At 65.0% G+C, this 20,293-nt stretch carries 18 protein-coding genes; 5 read left to right on the top strand and 13 right to left on the bottom strand.

Going from position 1 to position 20,293, the window contains the following annotated elements; all coding sequences use genetic code 11:
* The first annotated feature begins 195 nt into the window (after positions 1-195).
* Positions 196-2,292 carry a methyl-accepting chemotaxis protein McpU gene (gene mcpU, locus ACTJKL_RS14615; RefSeq protein WP_440853166.1) on the top strand — a complete coding sequence of 699 codons (2,097 nt, stop codon included), beginning with the start codon at positions 196-198 and terminating at the stop codon, positions 2,290-2,292.
* A 78-nt stretch (positions 2,293-2,370) separates the two neighbouring features.
* Here mcpU and ACTJKL_RS14610 read toward each other — a convergent pair whose 3' ends face one another.
* From ACTJKL_RS14610 to ACTJKL_RS14580, 7 genes are all read right to left on the bottom strand, one after another.
* Complete coding sequence (locus ACTJKL_RS14610) at positions 2,371-3,618, bottom strand: class I SAM-dependent RNA methyltransferase (RefSeq protein ID WP_440853165.1); 1,248 nt, start codon at positions 3,616-3,618, stop codon at positions 2,371-2,373.
* Complete coding sequence (locus tag ACTJKL_RS14605) at positions 3,615-4,370, bottom strand: TlyA family RNA methyltransferase (protein ID WP_018094423.1); 756 nt, start codon at positions 4,368-4,370, stop codon at positions 3,615-3,617. The genes ACTJKL_RS14610 and ACTJKL_RS14605 overlap by 4 nt, the downstream gene beginning before the upstream one ends.
* 51 nt (positions 4,371-4,421) lie before the next feature.
* Positions 4,422-6,335, bottom strand: a complete 1,914-nt coding sequence (gene dxs / locus ACTJKL_RS14600) for a 1-deoxy-D-xylulose-5-phosphate synthase (RefSeq protein ID WP_440853200.1) — start codon at positions 6,333-6,335, stop codon at positions 4,422-4,424.
* A 220-nt stretch (positions 6,336-6,555) separates the two neighbouring features.
* Positions 6,556-7,479: a pirin family protein gene (locus ACTJKL_RS14595; protein WP_100669193.1), complete on the bottom strand. Its 924-nt coding sequence runs from the start codon at positions 7,477-7,479 to the stop codon at positions 6,556-6,558.
* Positions 7,480-7,678: 199 nt separating this feature from the next.
* Positions 7,679-7,930 (bottom strand): exodeoxyribonuclease VII small subunit, encoded by a 252-nt coding sequence (locus ACTJKL_RS14590; RefSeq protein ID WP_275596642.1) that lies wholly within the window; start codon positions 7,928-7,930, stop codon positions 7,679-7,681.
* Between the two features lie 3 nt (positions 7,931-7,933).
* Positions 7,934-8,863, bottom strand: coding sequence for a histone deacetylase family protein (locus tag ACTJKL_RS14585; RefSeq protein WP_018094426.1), 930 nt, complete (start codon positions 8,861-8,863; stop codon positions 7,934-7,936).
* A 62-nt stretch (positions 8,864-8,925) separates the two neighbouring features.
* On the bottom strand, positions 8,926-9,894 hold the full coding sequence (locus tag ACTJKL_RS14580) for a zinc-dependent alcohol dehydrogenase family protein (RefSeq protein WP_440853164.1): 969 nt from the start codon (positions 9,892-9,894) through the stop codon (positions 8,926-8,928).
* 13 nt (positions 9,895-9,907) lie between these two features.
* On the opposite strand from ACTJKL_RS14580, the gene ACTJKL_RS14575 reads away from it, so the two are divergent.
* On the top strand, positions 9,908-10,309 hold the full coding sequence (locus ACTJKL_RS14575) for an acyl-CoA thioesterase (protein ID WP_018094428.1): 402 nt from the start codon (positions 9,908-9,910) through the stop codon (positions 10,307-10,309).
* Here ACTJKL_RS14575 and ACTJKL_RS14570 read toward each other — a convergent pair.
* From ACTJKL_RS14570 to ACTJKL_RS14550, 5 genes are read right to left on the bottom strand one after another with little or no spacing between them, the layout of a single operon-like run.
* Positions 10,297-11,490: a thiolase family protein gene (locus tag ACTJKL_RS14570; RefSeq protein ID WP_440853163.1), complete on the bottom strand. Its 1,194-nt coding sequence runs from the start codon at positions 11,488-11,490 to the stop codon at positions 10,297-10,299. The two genes, ACTJKL_RS14575 and ACTJKL_RS14570, sit on opposite strands and share 13 nt — an antisense overlap.
* A complete protein-coding gene (locus ACTJKL_RS14565; RefSeq protein WP_338278473.1) occupies positions 11,474-12,970 on the bottom strand; it encodes a class I adenylate-forming enzyme family protein in 1,497 nt (498 codons plus the stop codon). The genes ACTJKL_RS14570 and ACTJKL_RS14565 overlap by 17 nt, the downstream gene beginning before the upstream one ends.
* Before the next feature lie 4 nt (positions 12,971-12,974).
* On the bottom strand, positions 12,975-13,538 hold the full coding sequence (locus ACTJKL_RS14560; protein ID WP_338278475.1) for a biotin transporter BioY: 564 nt from the start codon (positions 13,536-13,538) through the stop codon (positions 12,975-12,977).
* A 31-nt stretch (positions 13,539-13,569) separates the two neighbouring features.
* Positions 13,570-14,175: a CbiQ family ECF transporter T component gene (locus tag ACTJKL_RS14555; protein WP_440853162.1), complete on the bottom strand. Its 606-nt coding sequence runs from the start codon at positions 14,173-14,175 to the stop codon at positions 13,570-13,572.
* Positions 14,169-14,849, bottom strand: coding sequence for an energy-coupling factor ABC transporter ATP-binding protein (locus tag ACTJKL_RS14550; protein ID WP_100669179.1), 681 nt, complete (start codon positions 14,847-14,849; stop codon positions 14,169-14,171). The genes ACTJKL_RS14555 and ACTJKL_RS14550 overlap by 7 nt, the downstream gene beginning before the upstream one ends.
* Before the next feature lie 132 nt (positions 14,850-14,981).
* Between ACTJKL_RS14550 and ACTJKL_RS14545 the strand changes: the two genes are divergently transcribed.
* Together ACTJKL_RS14545 and tldD are read left to right on the top strand one after the other, a co-directional pair.
* Positions 14,982-16,181: a winged helix-turn-helix domain-containing protein gene (locus tag ACTJKL_RS14545; protein ID WP_100669177.1), complete on the top strand. Its 1,200-nt coding sequence runs from the start codon at positions 14,982-14,984 to the stop codon at positions 16,179-16,181.
* A gap of 102 nt (positions 16,182-16,283) precedes the next feature.
* Entirely contained in the window at positions 16,284-17,699 is a 1,416-nt protein-coding gene (gene tldD, locus ACTJKL_RS14540) for a metalloprotease TldD (protein ID WP_440853161.1), read from the top strand.
* Between the two features lie 84 nt (positions 17,700-17,783).
* Here tldD and ACTJKL_RS14535 read toward each other — a convergent pair whose 3' ends face one another.
* Positions 17,784-19,013 (bottom strand): serine hydrolase, encoded by a 1,230-nt coding sequence (locus tag ACTJKL_RS14535; RefSeq protein ID WP_324763049.1) that lies wholly within the window; start codon positions 19,011-19,013, stop codon positions 17,784-17,786.
* Between the two features lie 211 nt (positions 19,014-19,224).
* Here ACTJKL_RS14535 and ACTJKL_RS14530 point away from each other — a divergent pair, with 211 nt between their 5' ends.
* Positions 19,225-20,283 carry a polysaccharide deacetylase family protein gene (locus tag ACTJKL_RS14530; protein WP_440853160.1) on the top strand — a complete coding sequence of 353 codons (1,059 nt, stop codon included), beginning with the start codon at positions 19,225-19,227 and terminating at the stop codon, positions 20,281-20,283.
* Positions 20,284-20,293: the final 10 nt, after the last annotated feature.

Here is a 20,293-nt window from a genome sequence, read left to right as displayed (position 1 = left end):
CTCCTTCGGCGCCGCAGGAATTGTGCGGCACGCGAGGCCCCCGGCCGCATGAAGCATTGCCGGCACCGCCTTTGCGGCATGTCCCATCGTTTTCCCGCCGTCCTTCAAGTCGCTCAGCGGCCGATCCGTCGCGCCCGGGAAGATCATCGCGAGCTCATCCCGGCGGCGTTGCCGCCTCTTTCAGGGAGCCCCACCTTGTCCAAACGATCGAATCTCATGACGCGCATTCTCGTTGCCGCGTCCTGCGTCGTCGTCGGCGCCTTTGCAGGCTTTTCCGTCTATATCGACAGCCTCCAGCGCGCCACGACCACGAAAGCAGTGGAGGAGGATATCGCTTCCTCCGGAAATCAGGCGGCGCAGAGCGTCGCCAACTGGCTGAACGGCCGTGTGACGCTGACCGCGATGGCGGCGGACGCTGCCGGCCGGGTGGCTGACGAAGCGGCCATTCAGGGCGTCCTGAAGAACGACGTGATGACCGGCGAATTCATCTCCACCTATGTCGGCGACGAGAGCGGCCGGTTCATGATCTGGCCGGATTCGAAAATGCCCGACGGCTACGATCCGCGCCAGCGCCCTTGGTATCAGCAGGCGGTGAAAGCCGATGCACGCGTCCTTACCGAACCCTATGTCGACGCGTCGAGCGGCGACCTGATCATCAGCGCCGCTGTGCCGGTGAAGCACGAAGGCAAGCTTTACGGTGTGACCGGCAGCGATTTCTCGCTGAAGGCCCTCGTTTCCATGGTCAACGGCATCGATGTCGGCGGCGAAGGCTTTGCGTTCCTTGCCAACAAGGATGGCCAGATACTGGTTCATCCGAATGCCAAGCTCGTGACGAAGACGCTCGCCGACGCCTTCCCGGCGGATACGCCGGCGATCGGCACCGGGATCATGCACACCGAACTCGACGGCAAGCCGATGCTCGTGAGCTTCGTGCCGGTGAAGGGGCTCCCGTCGGTCGAATGGTATGTCGGCTTCGCGCTCGATGCGGATGTCGCCTATTCGGCGATCAGCCAGTTCCGCGTCGCCGCGACGATCGCCACGATCCTGGCGGTCGGCGCCATGATCGCCTTCCTCGCGACGCTTCTGAGCCGCCTCGTCATCCGTCCGGTAACCGACATGACTGGCGCCATGGAGAAGCTCGCAGCCGGCAGTCTCGACGTTACGATTCCGGGTGAGGAGCGGCGCGACCAGATCGGGTCGATGGCGGCGGCCGTCGCCGTTTTCCGCGCTAATGCGGTCGAACGGAAGCGCCTGGAAGACGAGGCCGATTCCAACCGGTCGCTTTCGGAGCGCGAGCGCCTCGAGCGCGAGGCGCAGAAGACCCGCGATGCAGCCGAGGTTCAGCATGCGGTCGATGCGCTGGCAACGGGTCTCGGACGGCTGGCCGACGGCGATCTCGCCTATCGGATCGGCAGTCCCTTTGCCGATCGCCTGGATCGCCTCCGCGAAGACTTCAACAACTCGGTCGCCAAGCTGCACGACGCGCTTTGCGCAGTCGGCGCGAATGCCCGCGCGATCGACGCGGGTGCGAGCGAAATCCGTTCGGCGGCCGACGACCTCGCACGCCGAACCGAACAGCAGGCGGCATCCGTCGAAGAAACGGCCGCTGCGCTCGAGGAGATCACCACGACCGTCCGCGATTCCGCCCACCGGGCCGAGGAAGTCGGTGCGCTGGTCGCCCGTACCCGTGCCGGTGCGGAGAAGTCCGGGGAAGTGGTGCAGAATGCGGTCGAGGCCATGCATGCCATCGAGAAATCATCAGGAGAAATCTCGAACATTATCGGCGTCATCGACGACATCGCTTTCCAGACCAATCTCCTGGCGCTGAATGCCGGCGTCGAAGCGGCGCGGGCCGGCGAGGCGGGCAAGGGTTTCGCGGTCGTCGCCCAGGAGGTGCGCGAACTCGCTCAACGCTCGGCCAATGCCGCCAAGGAAATCAAGGCGCTGATCACGACCTCCGGCGAGCAGGTGCATTCCGGCGTGACGCTGGTCGGCGATACCGGACGGGCGCTGCAGGCGATCGTCGCCGAGGTGCAGGAGATCAACAAGCATGTAAGCGCAATCGTGACGGCGACGCGCGAGCAGTCGACCGGTCTCCAGGAGATCAACACGGCCGTCAACACGATGGACCAGGGCACGCAGCAGAACGCCGCGATGGTCGAGCAGCAGACGGCCGCCAGTCACGGTCTCGCATCCGAGGCAGCGGCGCTCAACGCGCTGCTCTCCCAGTTCATACTGGGCGAGACGCAAGCGGCCTCTTACCAGGCCGCGAGCCGCCGCCGCGCGGCCTGACCGCAATCCCGGGGAACGTGCAGCGGTTTCCGTGGAACAGCTTGAACAAACAAGGCCCGGTTCGTCGCCGGGCCTTTTTCATTTTTCGAGCGTCGCTACCGTTTCCACATGTGCCGACCAGAGGAACTGGTCGATCGGCGTCACCCCGGTAATGCGATAACCGGCTGCGGTCAGTATCGAAAGGTCCCTCGCCAGGCTCACCGGATTACAGGAGACGGCGGCGACCTTCTTCACGCCGGATCGGGCAAGCTCGTGGCATTGCGTTTCGGCGCCGGCGCGGGGCGGGTCGAAGACCACGGCGTCGAAGGCCTTCAATTCCTGCGCCATCATCGGCCGGCGGAAAAGATCGCGCTTCTCGGCGGTCACCGGCTTCAGCCCCTGGGTGTTGCGTGCGGTGAAATCCAGCGCCTTCACGGCCCTGTCGTCGCCTTCGACCGCGTGAACGCGTGCCGTTCGTGCAATCCTCAGCGCAAAAGTGCCGATGCCGGCGAAAAGATCGGCAACGCGCTTCGCCTTGCCGACGTGAGCCAGCACCAGCTTCGCCATCGCGTCTTCGGCAGGCCGTGTCGCCTGAGTGAAGGCGCCGGGCGGCGGCAAAACCGTCACACCGCCGAAATCGATCGCGGGCTTGATCGGCTCGACGACGATCTCGCCGTTCAAGCTGACGCGCGCGATGCCTCGCTCGCCAAGAACGGCATCGACGGTCGAGCGCCGCTGCGGGTCGCTGAGTTTCACCCCCTCGAAGGCGAGATCGAGGCCCGTATCGGTTTCGAGCACGGTGATACGGAACGGTTCGGCGCTCGACGCCATGGCCGCGGCGATCTTGCGGATGGTCGCCAGCCGCGAGACGATGCCCGGGCTGGTGATCGGACATTCGCCGATCGAAACGATATGATGGCTCTGCATCTGGTTATAGCCGAGCAGCAGTTCCTTTTCCGTCCGCCGGGCGGTGAAAACGGCACGGCGGCGATCGCCGGGCCGCGCGATGATCAGCGGGGCGACCTCCGGCGTCAGTCCCTTCGACCTCAAGGCGTCGATGACGAGATTGCGCTTGAAGGCGTGGTAGAGCGCGTCGGATGCGTGCTGCAGCGTGCAGCCGCCGCACGTCCCGTTGACACCGTCCGGCCCGAAATGCCGGCATGGCGGCTCGACCCGCTCCGGGGAAGCCTCCTTCAGCGATATCAGCGTGCCGTTCGCCTTGTTGACCGCGAGCGAGACGGTCTCGCCGGGGAGCGTGAACGGTGCAAAGACGGGGCCGGCTTCCGTCCGAGCGACGCCGTCGCCTTGGGCGCCGAGACGATCGATGGTCACGATCCTGGTGCTCATGGCTTGCGCCCCGCCAGAAGAAATTCGCTGTTGCCGTCACCGCCGGCAATGGGCGAGGGGATCAGGCCGAGGCTTCGCCAGCCCATGTCTTCGACAAGCCACCGCTCGAGTTCGGCTGCCACCGCCGGAGCGCTCTCCGGATCCTTCAGCAGCCCGGCCTTGCTGATCGCATCGCGGCCGGCCTCGAACTGCGGCTTGACGAGGAGGATGCAGCAGGCGCCCGGTTCCGCCAGGCCGAGGGCCGGCGGCAGCGCCAGCTTCAGCGAGATGAAGGAGACATCCGAGACGATGAAAGTGATGGCGCGTTCACCGACGTCGCCGCGGGTCATGGACCGGGCATTCAGGCCTTCGATGTTCGTCACGCGCGGGTCTTCGGCGACGCGCGGATGTATCTGACCGTGGCCGACATCGACGGCGACCACATGCGCGGCGCCGCGCTTCAGCAGCACCTCGGTAAAGCCGCCGGTCGAGGCCCCGACGTCGAGACAGGTCTGCTCCGATGGATCGAGGCCGAAGTGATCGAGCGCCGCCACGAGTTTCAGTGCCGCACGCGAAACATAATCCTGCGCCGGATCGTCAATGGTGAGCGTAACGCTTTGCGCGAAGGTCGAGGCCGGCTTGGTCACGGTGCGGCCGTCGACCTTCACGGTTCCCCGCTGGATCGCGTCGCGTGCGCGTGCGCGGCTGGCCACCAAGCCCCTGTTCAGGAGCAATTGATCGAGGCGGATCGTCATCTGTGTATCTTGGGACATGGGTCGTCATCGCGCGTCCCGCCGCGCAATGCAAGCGAACTCTTGGACGGCTCAGCCGGCGGCGCCGAGGCCGACGCCGCGCTTCTGGCCGAGCGCCTTGAAGACGGTGGATACGATGCCGGCGCGGTCGAGGCCGGCACGGGCGTACATCGCTTCCGGTTTTGCCTGCTCCATCCAAATGTCGGGCATGACCATGGGGCGCACCTTGAGGCCGCCGTCGAGGAGGCCCTCTTCCGCAAGGAACTGCAGCACGTGGCTTGCGAAGCCGCCGACCGCCCCTTCCTCGATGGTGATCAGAACCTCGTGATGGCGGGCAAGCTGACGGATCAGATCATGATCGAGCGGCTTGGCGAAGCGGGCGTCGGCGACGGTCGTCGAGAGGCCGGCGGCATCCAGGTCTTCCGCCGCCAGCAGACAATCGGCGAGCCGTGTGCCGAAGGAAAGCAGCGCCACCTTGCTCCCCTGCTTGACGATCCGGCCCTTGCCGATCGCAAGAATCTCGCCGCGTTCCGGCAACTCGACGCCAACGCCTTCGCCGCGCGGATAGCGGAACGAAATCGGACCCTCGTCGTAGGCCGCGGCGGTGCGCACCATATGCTTCAGCTCCGCCTCGTCGGCCGCCGCCATGACGACGAAGCCCGGCAGTGTCGCCAGATAGGTCGTGTCGAAGGAGCCGGCATGGGTCGGCCCGTCGGCGCCGACGAAACCGGCGCGGTCGATCGGAAAGCGGACAGGCAGACCCTGGATGGCCACGTCGTGGACAACCTGATCATAGGCGCGTTGCAGGAAGGTGGAATAAAGGGCCGCAAAGGGTTTGTATCCTTCCGCCGCAAGGCCGGCGGCGAAAGTCACGGCATGCTGCTCGGCTATGCCGACATCGAAGCAGCGCGAGGGATGCACCGAGGCGAACTTGTCGAGGCCCGTCCCGGACGGCATGGCGGCAGTGATCGCAACGATCTTGTCGTCGAGGGTCGCCTCCTGGGTGAGCGCGTCCGCGAAGACGGAAGTATAGGCGGGGGCGTTGGGCTTCGCTTTCGCCTGAGCCCCGGTAATCACGTCGAATTTGTTGACGCCGTGATACTTGTCGGCCGCGGCTTCGGCTGGCGGATAGCCCTTGCCCTTCTGCGTGACGACATGGATCAGAACCGGGCCTTTCGCATTGTCGCGAACGTTGCGCAGGACCGGAAGCAGGTGGTCGAAGGAGTGTCCGTCGATCGGGCCGATATGGTAGAAACCCATCTCCTCGAAGAGCGTGCCGCCGGTGACGTAGCCCCGGGCATGCTCCACCGCGCGGGTGATCGCCCGGTCGACGGTCTTGCCGAGATAGGCGGTGAGTTTCTTGCCGACCTCGCGAATGCCCATATAGGTCCGCCCGGAGGCGAGCCGCGCCAGATAGGCGCTCATCGCGCCGGTCGGTGGTGCGATCGACATGTCGTTGTCGTTGAGAATGACGATGAGGCGCGCATCGAGCGCGCCGGCATTGTTGAGCGCTTCGAAGGCCATCCCGGCCGACATGGCGCCGTCGCCGATCACCGCGATCACATTGCGGCTCTTGCCGTCGAGTTCGGCGGCGACAGCCATGCCGAGACCGGCCGAGATCGAGGTGGAGGAGTGTGCTGCGCCGAAGGGGTCGTATTCGCTTTCCGCCCGCCGGGTGAAGCCCGAGAGCCCGTCTTCCTGGCGCAAGGTGCGGATGCGATCGCGCCGGCCGGTCAGGATCTTGTGCGGATAGCACTGGTGTCCGACATCGAAGATCAAGCGGTCATGCGGCGTGTCGAAGATCTTGTGGATGGCGATCGTCAGTTCGACGACGCCGAGGCCCGCGCCCAGATGTCCACCGGTGCGCGACACGGCATCGACCATCTCGGCACGCAATTCGGCCGCCAGCTGCGGCAGGTCCCTGTCGTCGATCTTCTTCAGATCCTCGGGATATTCGACCTTATCGAGCAGGGGAGTTGCCGGCATCGGATTGGTTGGCAGTTGTGTCACGCTGCATGCCTCATGCGCGCCGGAGATAGGCGCGCGCATTGTTGTTGGGTCGTCGGAACGGCTCTTTCTTAGAGGTAATCGCCGTTGAATGCAAAATTAGGCTTTCCTGCGGCTTCAACCAAGAGCGGGATGAGGAAAACCTGCGCGGTTTTCCGCCGCATCGCGATCCAATGCCTGAAAACGAGCTTAGCGGAGGTCAGCTTGCGGGCAAGGGTATGAACTCTTCCTCGTCTCCCGGCACGATATCGAAGCGTCCCGTGCGCCATTCTTCCTTTGCCTTGTCGATCCGCTCCTTGGAGGAGGAAACGAAGTTCCACCAGATATGGCGCGGCGAGCCGAGCGCTGCCCCGCCGAAGAGCATCACGTGACAGCCTGCAGGCCCCGCGGTGATGGTGATTTCGTCGCCGGGACGAAAGACGAGGAGTTGATTGTCGTCGAAATGGTCGCCGGCGATGATCGCTTCGCCGGCAAGGATGTAGAGTGCGCGCTCTTCCCAGTTGGCCGCGAAAGGCGCGCTCTTGCCGGGCTCGATCATCAGGTCGACATAGATCGTATCGGTAAAGGTGGAGACGGGCGAAGCCGCCCCTTCGAACTGACCGATGACGACGCGCGCGCGAACCCCGCCGTCGGCAAGATGCGGCAGCATGCGCTCCTCGGTATGCGCGAAGACCGGATCGATCTCCTCCATGGCGTCGGGCAGCGCCAGCCAGGTCTGCAGTCCTGAAAGAGAGCGTTCGTGCCCGCGCTGGTTTTCCGGCGAGCGCTCCGAATGCACGATGCCGCGCCCGGCGGTCATCAGGTTCACGTCGCCGGGGCGAATGACCATTTCGGTGCCGAGGCTGTCGCGGTGCTTGATCTCGCCGTCGAACAGGTAGGTGACGGTCGAAAGCCCGATATGCGGATGCGGGCGGACGTCGATCGCCTGGCCGGCACGCAGCAGCGCCGGGCCCATCCGGTCGAAGAAGATGAAAGGACCGACGAGCCGGCGCTTTGCCGTCGGCAGCGCCCGCCTGACCTGCAGGCCGCCGATATCGCTGGTACGCGGGATGATCAGATGCTCGATTGCGTCGCAGGCGGGCTTGTCGCCGGCGAGCGGATCGGGACCGGGAAAGAAGGACATGGCAGGCGCTCCGGTTGATGGCATTCACTGAAGACTACCGTCAGTGCTTCCGGTTCGGTAGCGGCAATCGGGAGACGGAGTGTTTCTGTTTGGAGTCCCGCAGGTGGGTTTGCACCGATGCGTGCCGCTTGTCCCTTCGCCTCGCCTGCTGGGAGTGCCGGCAGGCCGGATGAGGGGCGAATCTCGCCTGGAATGAAAACTACTCCGCGTCGAGCGGCTCGACTCCCTGCGGCCGGCCGGCGCGGTCGAGGCGGATCTTTTCGATACGGTCCTCTGCCGCCTTCAACAGGGCCTCGCAGTGCTTCTTCAGGGCCTCGCCGCGCTCGTAGATCTCGATCGATTTGTCGAGTGCGACGTCGCCGCGTTCAAGCGCCGAAACGATACGTTCCAATTCCTCGACGGCCTGCTCGAAGGAGAGGGCGGAAACGTCCGGTTGCGCATTGTTGTCCATGAATTACCCTCTCATCAATCTCAGGATATGCAGACCGGCCGACTCGGCCAGGCCTTGCAAGTCATAGCCGCCTTCGAGCAGGCTGACGATGCGGTTGCCGGCGCTCCTGCCGGCAACGTCAATGAGACGACCCGTCGCCCAGTCGAAATCTTCGCCGACCAGATTGATCTGGGCCAATGGATCGCGGTGGTGGGCGTCGAAGCCGGCGGAAATCAGAAGAAAATCGGGCCGGAAATTTTCAAGCGCGGGCAGCACGCGCGAACGGAAGGCATCGCGGAAATGCTCGCTGCCGCTATTGGGCGAAATCGGCGCATTGACGACATTGTTCCTGACGCCCGTCTCGTCCTTGGCACCGGTACCGGGATAGAGCGGTATCTGATGCGTGGAGCAGAAGAGCACCGACGGGTCGTCCCAGAAAATGTCCTGCGTGCCGTTGCCGTGGTGGACGTCCCAGTCGACGATGGCAACGCGTTCGGCACCATGCGCCGTCTGCGCGTGGCGCGCGGCGATCGCTACATTGTTGAAAAAGCAGAAGCCCATGGCCCTGTTCTTCTCGGCATGGTGGCCGGGCGGGCGGGCTGCGACGAAGGCATTGTCCGCTTCGCCCGCAAAAACCGCGTCGACAGCCGCCACAGCACCGCCGATGCCGGTCAACGCGGCCTCGAGGCTTTGCGGGCCTGCATAGGTATCGGCCTCGAGCTGGTTGATGTCCTCGTCCGGAATGTCCCGCTTGATTCGCAGCAGGTGCTCTTCCGTGTGAGCGAGCAACACCAGATTTTCGTCACCCTTCGATGCCTCGACCCGCTCCAGATCCGCGAAATTCGGATGCTCCAACGCAAGATTCAGGGCCTTCAGCCGATCCGGCCGTTCGGGGTGCCCTTCCGGGACCTCGTGCTTCAGGAAGACCGGATTTTCGTAGAGATGCGTGGTCATCCGGCGAACCTAGTGCGCATGCCTGTCAAAATCCATGGCGCGCGACGCGAAACTGCCGATTTTCAACAGCGCGGATCGAGCAGGATCTTGCCGTCGCGATCCGGGTCGGCCTGATGCGCAAGGGCGTCGGCAAGCCTGCTCAAGGGGTAGGTGGCGGCAACAGGGCTGGTAAAGAGGCCGCTCTGCAGCCCGGCGAAGCTGCGCAGGAAAGCGGCTTCGAGTGCCTCCCGGCCGGCGGAATGCACCCAGGTTCTCAGCCAAAGAAAGGCGAAACGTATGTCGGGCCGGCCGCTGATCGCCGTCTGAGGCACGGGTGCGCCGCTGAGCGCTCCATATTGGATGAAGGTCCCGCCGGGGCGGATGGACCGCCCGATCAGCTCGCCCGCCAGCGCGCCGCCGACGGCATCCAGCACCGCATCGAATTGGCTGTCCATGAGGAGATCGCCCCTGTCGGCCACCAGGATCCGGTGTGCCTCGCCGAGACGGCCGCGTCTCCTCTCGCTGCGAAGCATGGCCGTCGGCACCGCGCCTTCGAGCGCAAGCAGCTTCATCAGCATGCCGCCGATGGCAGAGCCCGCAGCGGTCACGCCGACATCCATGCCCTCGAGCGATCCGAAATGCTCCCGCAGCGCTTCGACAAGCCTCAACGCCGTTAGCGGATTGACATAGCTCATGGCCGCCTGCGCGTCTTCGATCCCGTCCGGCACGCGAAAGCACCATTCGGCGGGGCGGAGGAGGAATTGCTGCCAAAGCCCGCTCGCGCCGATCGGGACGACCCGATCTCCGGCCTTGATGCCTTGCACGTCCGGCCCGACGCGCCTGACGATGCCGACGCCCTCGAAGCCGGGGACGAAAGGCAGGACGGTGCGCGCGCTGTAGGCGCCCGTAACGGGGACCAGGTCCGAAGGATTGATTGCCGCGAGCGATATCTCGACCTCGACTTCGCCCGCGCCTGCGGCAGGGCGGGGTGCGTCCACGAGCTCGATGACTTGTCCGGGGTCGCCAAACTGTCTAACGAGTGTGGAGCGCATCGGGGAGCCTCGCATGGACGGCACAGAGCGGGAAAATGTCACGGAAGTCCGCATTCCGTTCCGCGATATAGACATGCACGGCCATATGCACAATGCGGCCTATTATGCGCATGCGGAGGCCGCGCTTGCCAATCTCTGGCGTCACCGGCCGGCAATTGCGGAAGAACCGGCCTATCTCGTCCGCCGCTCCGCCTGCATCTTCCATCGCGGTCTGCGCTTCGACGATCCCGCGCGCTTTACGGTGACCGTCGCGAAGATCGGCGGCAGCTCGATAGGTTTTGCCGTACGCGTCGAGACCGGCGACAAACTTGCCGCCGAGGTCGAGATCGTCTGGGTGGCCGTCGACCGTGCCCGCCATCAACCGGTACAGCTGCCCGCCCCAACCCGGGAATGGCTCGCCGGCTATGCCGCCTGATCCGGTCTGCAGCTGCTGAAGTGGGCGGCGATCCCCATGCCGCCGCCGATGCCCATCATGGCCAGCCCTTCCGCCGGGGAGGAGGCCGCGAACATCTGCGAGAACAGCCGGACGACGAGAATGGCGCCGGAAGCGCCATAAGGGTGGCCGAGCGCGATCGCGCCGCCGTCGCTGTTGACGCGTTCGGGTGCGATATCGAGCTGGTCGAGGCTCCCGAGAACCTGCGAGGCGAAAGCCTCGTTGAATTCGATGAAATCGACCCGGGCCACATCGAGCGCGGGATTGCGCGCGCGAAGCTTCGCCATGGCGGGGACGGGGCCGAGGCCGAGCAGCTTCGGTTCGACGCCGGCCGTCGCCGCATCGGTGAAGACGAGACCGAAGGCGACGCCGCGCCTGCGCGCCTCCGCGAGGTTCGTCATCAGTACCATCGCCGCGCCGTCATTGACCGGGCATGCATTTCCGGCGGTGACGGTCCCGCCAGCAACGAAAACCGGCCTCAGTCGCGAGAGCGTCTCGGCAGAGGCGTTTGCGCGAGGGCACTCATCCCTTGCGACAGGCCCTGACGATGTCGGCACGGGCACGATCTCGCGCGAGAACCGGCCTGCCGCTTCGGCCGCGACGGCGCGTCGGTGGCTTTCGAGCGCAAACCGGTCCTGCCGCTCACGCGAGATGCCGCAGGCCGTGGCGACGTTCTCCGCTGCAACGCCCATATCCGGATCGCCGATCGAATCGGGCGCCATCCGCGCGCGCTGGACCGGCTGTGGCTCTTCGCCGCGCGTGAGCGGGGGCCGAAGTCGGATATGCGCGCGACTGGCGCTCTCGGTGCCTCCGGCAAGGTAGAAACGACCCGCGCCGGCCTGGATCTGCCGAGCAGCAAGGACGATCGCCTCCAGCCCGGAGCCGCATTGACGGTCGACGGTGACGCCCGGAATTGCGACGGGCAATCCTGCCTCCAGCGCGGCGAGACGTGCGAGATTGCCGGCACTGTTGGCGGCATTGCCGACGATCACGTCGTCGATCTCTGCCCGGTCGATGCCGGTATCCGCAATGATCCTTTCGATCAGCAAGGCGGCAAGGCTTGCAGGCTCGATCGCGGCAAGGCTGCCGTTGACGCGGCCGACCGGCGTTCGCAGTGCGGCGATGACGACCGGGGTGCGATCGGGGTCAGAGGAGGCGTTCAAGGGCACTGTTCTCCTCCGCGATCCATTGCCGAAGCTCTCCGGCCGCGACCTTGCCGGAGGCGGTCATCGGCATCTTCCGGCAGAGCCATATCCTGCGCGGGCGCTTGTAGCGCGGCAGGGCGGCGGCAAGATGACGTTCGAGTGCCGCATGGTCGAATCCGGCGCGGGGCTCGATCACCGCCGCAAGCTCGCTGCCGAGATCCGGATGATCGAGACCGAAGACAAGGGCCGCGTTCACGCCGCCGGCTCCCTGGATCACGATCTCCACCTCCGATGGATAGATGTTGTTCCCGCCCGAGACCACCATCCCGCCCGCCCGGCCGATGAGGTGCAGCGTGCCGCCCTCGTCAAGGAAACCGAGGTCACCGACCGTCGCGAGCTTTCCTTGCCGGCGGAATCCCGCTCCGTCGCCGCCCGCGATGTAACCGTCGGATATGAGCTCGCTTTCGACGAAGATCGTGCCCGTTTCTCCTGCGGGAAGGCGCTCACCTTTCTCGTCCCGGATCTGCAGGCGAACCCCGGGAAAGGCCTGTCCGATTGCGGTCGGCGTGTGTCTGTCCGTCGGCCGGGAAACGCTGATGAAGCCGAGTTCCGAGGCGCCGTAATATTCCGTGACCTGAGCCTTCGGAAAAGCGCGTGTCGCCGCTTCCCGATCCGCCGGCGTGAGCTTGGCTCCGGCGACGGTGATCCGTCTGACCGATGTCAACGGCGAACCGGCCGCGCGCTCGCAGAGCCGCCGCAGCATCGTCGGCACCAGCACCAGCCGTTTCGCCCCGGTGGCGGCAATCGTGGCCAAAGCCTGATCCGCCTCGAAGTGCCGAGCGCCCACGAATTCGGCTCCGGCCGTCAGGGTTTCCGCGAGCGCGTAAAGCGTCAGGCCGTGCGCCAACGGTCCCGGCGCGTAAGTCGTCGTCTCCGGCCCGAGCCCGAAAAAGCTCTGCCCGGTCTCAAGGCTCACCCGCCAGGACCGGCGGTCGCGGATGATCGCCTTCGGATCGCCGGTCGTGCCCGACGTGAAGACCACGAGAAAGGGATCACCGCCGCAGCCGGCGGGGATTGCGGGCGGAGCATCGGAGGCGCCTTGCAGCAGACGGCTTTGTCCTGCCGACGGCACGTCGATGCGCAAGAGATCGCGTTCGGCGCGGATGACGATCTCCGGCCGCAGGCGCTCTTTCATCCGTTGGCGCGCGATCTCGGGCAGATGCGGGTCGATCAGGGCGGCGCAATGGCCGGCCGCGGTCGCGGCAATGAAAGCGGCGGGAAAAAGCGGGTGATTTCCCGTTTCGAGCGCGACCAGCCGCACGCGCCCGGAAAGTATGCTTTCTTCTGTCGCCTGTGCACCCGAGCGGTGGATGGCCGAGAGGATGCGTCCGGCCTCCGCGGCAAGGTCGCCAAAGGTGAAAACCCGGCCTTCCATGCGGAAGGCCGGGGAAAACGGGCGTTCGCTCGCATGGATCGCGACTGCCTCGGAGAGCGGCACTGCGTCAGACGCGCGCCGGCAGCAGCGGATAGCCGGCGTAGACGGCCCGGGCGGCGAGCGTCGCGATCGCGGCCTTCAACAGGTCGCCCGGAACGAAGACGAGCGAACCGGTTGCGGCGGCCATCAGAGGCGTGCCGGTGACGGCAGAGAGCCACGGAACCCCGATCCCATAGAGCACGACGATGCCGCCAAGGACCGAGGCGAGGAAGAAACCGACAAACTGGCGCGCTTCCGAATTCGTGGACTGGACGAAGCGCTCGGCGATCAGGCCGGTAACGAAGGCGGCAACTGCCCAGCCGAAGATGAACCCGCCCGAGGGGCCGGCCAGGACGGCGAGTCCGCCGCGGCCGCCGGAAAGTACCGGCAGTCCGATCGTGACGAGCAGGATGAGCAGGAGGAAGGCGAGGGCGCCGCGCTTCGCGCCGATGATGCAGCCGGCGAGCATCACGCCCATCGACTGCGCCGTGATCGGAACGGGAATGAAGCCGAGCGTGATCGGCGGTACGAGGCCGAGCACAACGATGATGGCAGTGAAAAGCGCAACGAGGACGAGGTCTCTGGTGTTCATATAGCCCTACCTTTTATTAGAAAACGCGAATTTATTGACGGCGAAATCCCCTCGCGTCAATGGCCGCCGCGATCGTGTCCGCATCTTTCAGCGTCAGGATGATCAGCGGGCCGATGATGGTCAACGGCCGGATCGGCAGTCCGCGTGCCCGATGCGCTTCGGCGAGTGCCTGATACCGGGCGAAGATGTCGGGCACGAACCGCAGCACGAGGCCAAGCGCCAGACCGACATCTGCCGCCCTCAAGAGACCGAGGCGCTCCAGCGGCTTCAGGAGGATCGTTACCTCGTCCATGAAAGCGCCGATCGTCGTGGTCGCCGTGACCGCGGCTGCAAAGAGGACGAGCGCCATCAGCCGCAAGACGAGCGCCGCGACCTGCGGCACGGGAACGAGGAACAGATTGACCGCGGCAAGGATCAGAATGGTGAAGAAAACGAAACCGAGGCGCGACAGCGCTTCGCGCGGTTTCAGCCCGAGCGAGAGGTAGAGCCAACCGCTGAGGAGAAAGGCAGGCAGCAGCAGGAAGGCTGAGTCCGTCGCGAAGAGCGCGATGCTCAAGACGGCGAGCGCGACAAGCTTGGCGCGCACCGGCACGCGGTTGAACCAGCTTCCTCCCTCGACATAGAGGCTCGTCAGCATCCGGCGACCTCGTGGTAGCGCCGGATTGTTTCGGCCGGCCCACCGTCGGCAACAAGGCGGCCCTCGTGAAAGAGCAGGACCCGTTCGGCGCTCTCGGCCAGCGCCAGATCATGGGTGATGACGATCGTGTCTTCGTCGAGCGTGTCGATCGTCTCGGCGACCATCCGGCGATTTCTGAGGTCGAGCTGATTGGTCGGCTCGTCGAGGATCAGAATTTTCGGCCCGGTGACGATGACGCTCGCCATGGCGACGAGTTGCGTTTCGCCTCCGGAAAGCTCGTGCACCCGCCTTCGTGCGAGGTGGCTGACGCCGAAGCGTACAAGGACTGCCTCGGTCCGCGACGCGATCTCATGCGCAGGCAGCCCCCGGTTCTTGAGCCCGAAGGCGATATCGTCGGTGACGATCGGCATGATCAGCTGGTGCTGCGGATTTTGAAAGATGAAACCGGCTTCGGCGAGCACTGCCCTGTCGTCCTCGACCGTGTCGAGGCCGTTGACCTTGACCCGTCCGGTCGTCGGCTTGACGAGCCCGTTGATCAGCCGTGCGAATGTGGTCTTTCCGGAGCCATTGAGACCGATGACGCCGACCCGCCGCTCATCGAGGGCAAGGCTCAGAGGTTGAAGCGCGACCCGTTCGCCGAAGCTGACCGAGCAATCGGTAAAGCGGATTTCCAAGCGTCGGTCCTCGCGATGTTTTGCGTGATCGCTCTATAGGACAAGTCGATCGTAAAGGGCAATGTAGTGTGGACAACACGTCTGTTGCCGACTCACGTTTGAAACTTGGGAATAAAAGCCTACTCTTTGCTCATGACGATTCGCCTTTCCAATCGCGATGCCCGGCGCATCTTTCTCGCCAAGCAGGGGCTCTCGGCCGCGCCGCATCGCGCGCTCGGCAAGGACGGCTTGCTGCAATTGATTCACGACATGGGTTTCGTGCAGGTCGACAGCATAGCGACCGTCGAGCGGGCCCATCATCAGATTCTCTTTTCCCGCAATCAGACCTATCGCCGCGAGCATCTGGCCGAGCTTCTCGAAAAGGACGGCGAGCTCTTCGAACATTGGACCCACGACGCATCGATCATACCGAGCACCTTCTTCGTCTACTGGAAGCATCGCTTCAAATGGGAGAGCGAAACGCTCCGCGAGCGCTGGCGCAAATGGCGCGGAGAAGACTTCGACGCGGGCTGCGAGGAGACCTATGCGAGGATAGCGAACAATGGCGCCGTCATGGCGCGCCACCTTAAGGAGGACGGCCACGAGTCCGGCGGCTGGTGGAACTGGCACCCGTCGAAGACGGCTCTCGAGGTGCTCTGGCGTCAGGGCAAGCTTGCGATCGCCCGGCGCGAAAATTTCCAGAAGGTCTATGATTTGACGGAACGCGTCATTCCGGCTCGCCATTACGACGGCGAGGTCGCGCATGAGGAGTTCATCGACTGGGCCTGCCGCAGCGCGCTCGAGCGGCTGGGCTTCGCCACCCACGGCGAGATCGCCGCCTTCTGGGATCTCGTATCGCCGGACGAGGCGAAGGACTGGGTCGCTGCCCATCGCGACGAACTGTGCGAGATCGTCATCGAATCTGCCAATGGCGGCAAGCCGCGCCCGTCTTTTGCCTTCGCCGGCTTTCCCGCCGGGCTCGGCGACATTCCCGACCCGCCCGCCCGCGTCCGAGTGCTGAGCCCCTTCGACCCGCTGCTGCGCGACCGGAACCGGGCCGAACGGCTTTTCGATTTCTTCTACCGTATCGAGGTTTTCGTACCGGAGCCGAAGCGGGAATATGGCTATTATGTCTTCCCCCTGCTCGAAGGCGACCGGCTGATCGGCCGCATCGACATGAAGGCCGATCGCAAGCGCGGAAGCCTCGACGTTCGGCGCCTCTGGCTGGAGCACGGCGTCAAACCCTCTTCGGGCCGGATGGAAAAGCTTATGGCCGAACTCGACCGCATCGCCCGCTTTGCCGGCGTCGAGCAGGTCAAATTGCTCGATGGCTGGAACGCTGCCCTTTCCTGACCGATTTTTCGTGCTTTGTTTTTTCTTGGCTTGCGGGCCGGCGCTCCCTAAATGGAGCCAGTAAGTTTCACGACCCAATCCTTCACGGCAGGGAGCAGAACCATGGACACCAACCTGATGAGCCTCTTCGATGCGGACGAGGCGACGGTCCGCAAGGTTCTCTCCGAGACGCTTGCCGGCGCTGATGACGGCGAACTCTTCCTTGAGCATGCGCAGGCGGAGGTGCTTTCCTTCGACAATGGCCGCCTGAAGGGCGGCAGCTTCAATACCGACCAGGGCTTCGGTCTGCGGGCCGTCGCCGGCGAAGCCGTCGGCTACGCCCATGCCGGCGAACTGTCGCTTGCGGCCCTGAAGAGGGCCGCGGACGCCGTGGAGCAGGTGACCCGTGGCTATTCCGGCTCCTACGCGGCAGCCCCGCAGCGCACCAACAAAAAGCTCTACGGCGACGAGAACCCGATCGGCGAGCCGAGTTTCGAGACCAAGGTCAAGCTGCTTCAGGAGATCGACGCCTATCTGCGCGCCAAGGAGCCGAAGGTCCGCCAGGTGACCGCGACGATCGCGGCGAGCTGGCAGGTCGTGGATATTCTGAGAGCCGACGGGCACCGCGTCCACGATGTCCGGCCGATGACGCGGATCAACATTTCCGTCGTGGTCGGCGAGGGCGACCGTCAGGAAAGCGGCTCCTTCGGTATCGGCGGACGGCGTGGCTTCGGCGATTTCATAACCGAGGAAAACTGGAAAAGCGGGACGGAAGAGGCTTTGCGGCAAGCGCTCGTGAACCTCGAGGCGATCGATGCGCCGGCCGGCACCATGGATGTCGTGCTTGCCTCCGGCTGGCCGGGCGTCATGCTGCACGAAGCCGTCGGCCACGGCCTGGAGGGCGATTTCAACCGCAAGAAGACCTCCGCTTTCGCCGGGCTGCTCGGCGAGCAGGTCGCTGCGAAGGGCGTGACGGTCGTCGACGACGGCACGATCGAAGCGCGGCGGGGCTCCATCTCGATCGACGACGAGGGAACGCCGTCCGGCTACAATGTCCTGATCGAGGACGGCAAGCTCGTCGGCTATATGCAGGACCGGCAGAACGCCCGTCTGATGGGCATGGAACCGACCGGAAACGGCCGCCGCCAGGGCTACGCCCACGTGCCCATGCCGCGCATGACCAACACCTACATGCTTGCCGGGGACCGCACGCCCGATGAAATCATCTCGTCGGTGAAGAGGGGAATCTATGCCGTCTCCTTCGGCGGCGGCCAGGTCGATATTACTTCAGGCAAATTCGTCTTCGGCTGCACCGAGGCCTATCTGATCGAGAACGGCAAGGTCGGAGCGCCCGTCAAGGGTGCGATGCTGATCGGCAACGGTCCGGATGCGATGAAGCGGGTGACGATGGTCGGAAACGATACGAAGCTCGACACCGGCATCGGCAATTGCGGCAAGGCCGGCCAATGGGTACCGGTCGGCGTCGGCCAGCCACATCTGCGCATGGATCAGATCACCGTCGGCGGCACGCAGGCCTGACAACGTGTCCTCATCTGTGCTTGCTACGGAGATGAGGGCAGCTGCGTCTGTGGCGCCGCAAGCGTTCTTTCAGCTGTTGCGGACTCACCCCCCATCAGGAAGCAAGACGCAGTCATAGGACCTCTTTTTCAGGATGCTGCAGGCGGTCGTCGCCGCTTCGCGACTGGCGAAGCCTACGAAACCTACGCGATAGGCTCCGCCCGAGCCTGCGGCCTCGGTGTGGGGGGCGGCGCCGAGAAGGGCCGCGCCGCCAGCCGATTGTGCCTCGACGAGCATCTTGCGCGCGCCTTCCGCGGTCGGTGCGGAGGAAATCTGAATTCTCCAGCCGCTCGCCGGTGGTTTCGTGCCCGCGGCCGCCACTGCGGTTGGCCGGTCCGCCGGGACGATAGCTTCCGTCGGCGCTGCGGCGACAGCTTCGACCGGGGGCTGGGTACCCACATAGGACAAGGAAACGCCAGGCAAGCTCGCCACGTCGGCCAGGCGGGGTGCGCTTGCCGCTGCGATCATCGGGCGGCCGGGCGAGGAGACCCTGCCCAGGTGCTGGTCGAGGAGCGCCGCCATCTTCTCATCACGGCTTCGCGCGCTTCGCCCACCGAGCACCACGCCGATGATGCGGCGGTTGCCGTCGCTCACCGCGCTTACGAGATTGTAGCCGGAGGCCCGCGTGTAGCCGGTCTTGATGCCGTCCATCCCCTGGTATCGATACATCAGATTGTTGTGGCCTCGGATCACACGGCCGCGGAAGGCGAAACTCTGGACCGAGAACAGGCGGTACTCGCGCGGATAGTGTCGCATGAGGGCAACGGCGAGCCGCGCCATATCGCGAGCCGTGGTCACCTGTTCGCTTGCCGGCAGACCCGAAGCGTTGACGAAGAATGTGCGGTTCATGCCGAGCTGGCGCGCTTTTGCGTTCATCATTCTCGCAAAGCCTTCCTCGGAACCGCCAAGCCGTTCGGCCATGGCTGCCGCCGCGTCGTTGGCCGAACGAATGATCATGCCGTAGACAGCCTCTTCGACGGTGATCGTTCCTCCGGCCTTGACGCCGAGCTTCGTCGGCGGCTTGCGTGCAGCGGTCGCGGACATGGGCACAGGCGTTTTCCAGGCGATCTGGCCGCGGTGAAGCGCTTCGAAGGTCATGTAGAGCGTCATCATCTTGGTGAGAGACGCGGGATGGTGGAGCGTGTCGGGGTTTTCGGCAGAGAGAACCCGGCCCGTCCGAGCGTCGACGACAAGAGAGGCGTTGCCTGCCATTGCCTGAACGGCACCGAAGAAAAGCACGGCGATCGTCGCCAGAGCCAATCGAAAGCTCGTCATCGAACTCCCCCTCATAGAGATGTGCGGCCGATATCGACGCGGTACGCTGTTTTGACAGGCTCGAGGCGTCGTTGCAACCTCGCCGCACAAAAGGCGGCCCGCTCTTTCGCGCCGCCCGGCCGATTCAGCAAGGCTTAACCCCGCAGACGTTACCGTCCGGGCCGCAACGCCCGTCCACGCTCGACAGGACGATTTGAGAAGACGGAAGAAGATGAAACACGGCTTTGCGGGTCTGGTCCGCTACCATGCCAAGCGCGCCGCTATCACCGGCGGGCTCGAAGCTGCGCATCTGCTTGCGCGGGCACGGCTGTTGGGGGCGGCCCGCGGGCGCGGGGCGATCTTCACCCTGCATCATGTCCGCCCGAAGGTTGCGCGGACTTTCGATCCCAACGCCCATCTGGAAATCTCACCGGAATTCCTCGAAGAGGCGATCGTGACTTTGAAGCGGGACGGCTATCGCTTCATCCCGCTGGACGACCTGCCCGCCTGCCTTGCTTCCGCCGATACCCGCCCCTTCGCCTGCTTCACTCTCGATGACGGCTACCGCAACAATCTCGATCACGCCCTGCCGGTCTTCGAGCGCCACGGCGTGCCCTTCACCGTTTTCGTCACCGCCGGTTACATCGACCGCAGCCATACGCTCTGGTGGGAAACGCTCGCCGATCTCCTGTCCGTCTGCCGCAGGTTTCGCTTCGATTTCGGCGCAGGCGAGGAAGCGGTGGCGAGCGAAAACCTTGCGCAGAAGCAGGCCGCCTTCGATCGGATCGCCGCTTACGTCCATGGCAGCGATGAGGCCCATGCGCTCGCGACACTGAACAGGGCCGCGCAGGAGCACGGCATCGATCCGCTGGCCATCACCGAGCGTTTGACGCTGGATGAAGTGGGTCTTCGGAGCCTGATCCGAAGCCCGCTTGCGAGCCTCGGCGGACACACGATCAGTCATCGCGCACTTGCGCGGCTTGGAGACGACGAGGCCAGCCGCGAAATCTCAGCCTCCGCCGAACGCGTCGGGACGATCACCGGTCGCCGGCCCACGAGCTTCGCCTATCCTTATGGGGACAGGCTCGCGGTTTCGCCCCGCGATCATCGGCTGGCGGCGGAACTCGGTTTTGCCGTGGCGGTGACGACGCAGCCCGGCATGCTGTCCGAGGCTGCCAATCCTCATGCGCTGCCGCGCATTTCGCTCAACGGCCATTTCCAGGCCGCGCGCTATGTGACCGCGCTCGGTTCCGGCATCCCGTTCCGGCTCTTTGCCCGCCAGGCAGCTTGAGGCGCGGTGG

Source organism: Sinorhizobium sp. 22678 (assembly GCF_052044265.1).
GTDB classification, from domain to species: domain Bacteria; phylum Pseudomonadota; class Alphaproteobacteria; order Rhizobiales; family Rhizobiaceae; genus Sinorhizobium; species Sinorhizobium meliloti_A.
This window is presented reverse-complemented; position numbering and strand designations above follow the sequence as displayed.

Excerpts from the sequence above, each read along its gene's own strand:
- ACTJKL_RS14610 (WP_440853165.1), bottom strand. The coding sequence starts at position 3,618 with ATGAGCACCAGGATCGTGACCATCGATCGTCTCGGCGCCCAAGGCGAC.
- ACTJKL_RS14605 (WP_018094423.1), bottom strand. The coding sequence starts at position 4,370 with ATGTCCCAAGATACACAGATGACGATCCGCCTCGATCAATTGCTCCTG.
- dxs (WP_440853200.1), bottom strand. The coding sequence starts at position 6,335 with ATGCCGGCAACTCCCCTGCTCGATAAGGTCGAATATCCCGAGGATCTG.
- ACTJKL_RS14595 (WP_100669193.1), bottom strand. The coding sequence starts at position 7,479 with ATGTCCTTCTTTCCCGGTCCCGATCCGCTCGCCGGCGACAAGCCCGCC.
- ACTJKL_RS14590 (WP_275596642.1), bottom strand. The coding sequence starts at position 7,930 with ATGGACAACAATGCGCAACCGGACGTTTCCGCCCTCTCCTTCGAGCAG.
- ACTJKL_RS14585 (WP_018094426.1), bottom strand. The coding sequence starts at position 8,863 with ATGACCACGCATCTCTACGAAAATCCGGTCTTCCTGAAGCACGAGGTC.
- ACTJKL_RS14580 (WP_440853164.1), bottom strand. The coding sequence starts at position 9,894 with ATGCGCTCCACACTCGTTAGACAGTTTGGCGACCCCGGACAAGTCATC.
- ACTJKL_RS14575 (WP_018094428.1), top strand. The coding sequence starts at position 9,908 with ATGGACGGCACAGAGCGGGAAAATGTCACGGAAGTCCGCATTCCGTTC.
- ACTJKL_RS14560 (WP_338278475.1), bottom strand. The coding sequence starts at position 13,538 with ATGAACACCAGAGACCTCGTCCTCGTTGCGCTTTTCACTGCCATCATC.
- ACTJKL_RS14555 (WP_440853162.1), bottom strand. The coding sequence starts at position 14,175 with ATGCTGACGAGCCTCTATGTCGAGGGAGGAAGCTGGTTCAACCGCGTG.
- ACTJKL_RS14545 (WP_100669177.1), top strand. The coding sequence starts at position 14,982 with ATGACGATTCGCCTTTCCAATCGCGATGCCCGGCGCATCTTTCTCGCC.
- tldD (WP_440853161.1), top strand. The coding sequence starts at position 16,284 with ATGGACACCAACCTGATGAGCCTCTTCGATGCGGACGAGGCGACGGTC.
- ACTJKL_RS14535 (WP_324763049.1), bottom strand. The coding sequence starts at position 19,013 with ATGACGAGCTTTCGATTGGCTCTGGCGACGATCGCCGTGCTTTTCTTC.
- ACTJKL_RS14530 (WP_440853160.1), top strand. The coding sequence starts at position 19,225 with ATGAAACACGGCTTTGCGGGTCTGGTCCGCTACCATGCCAAGCGCGCC.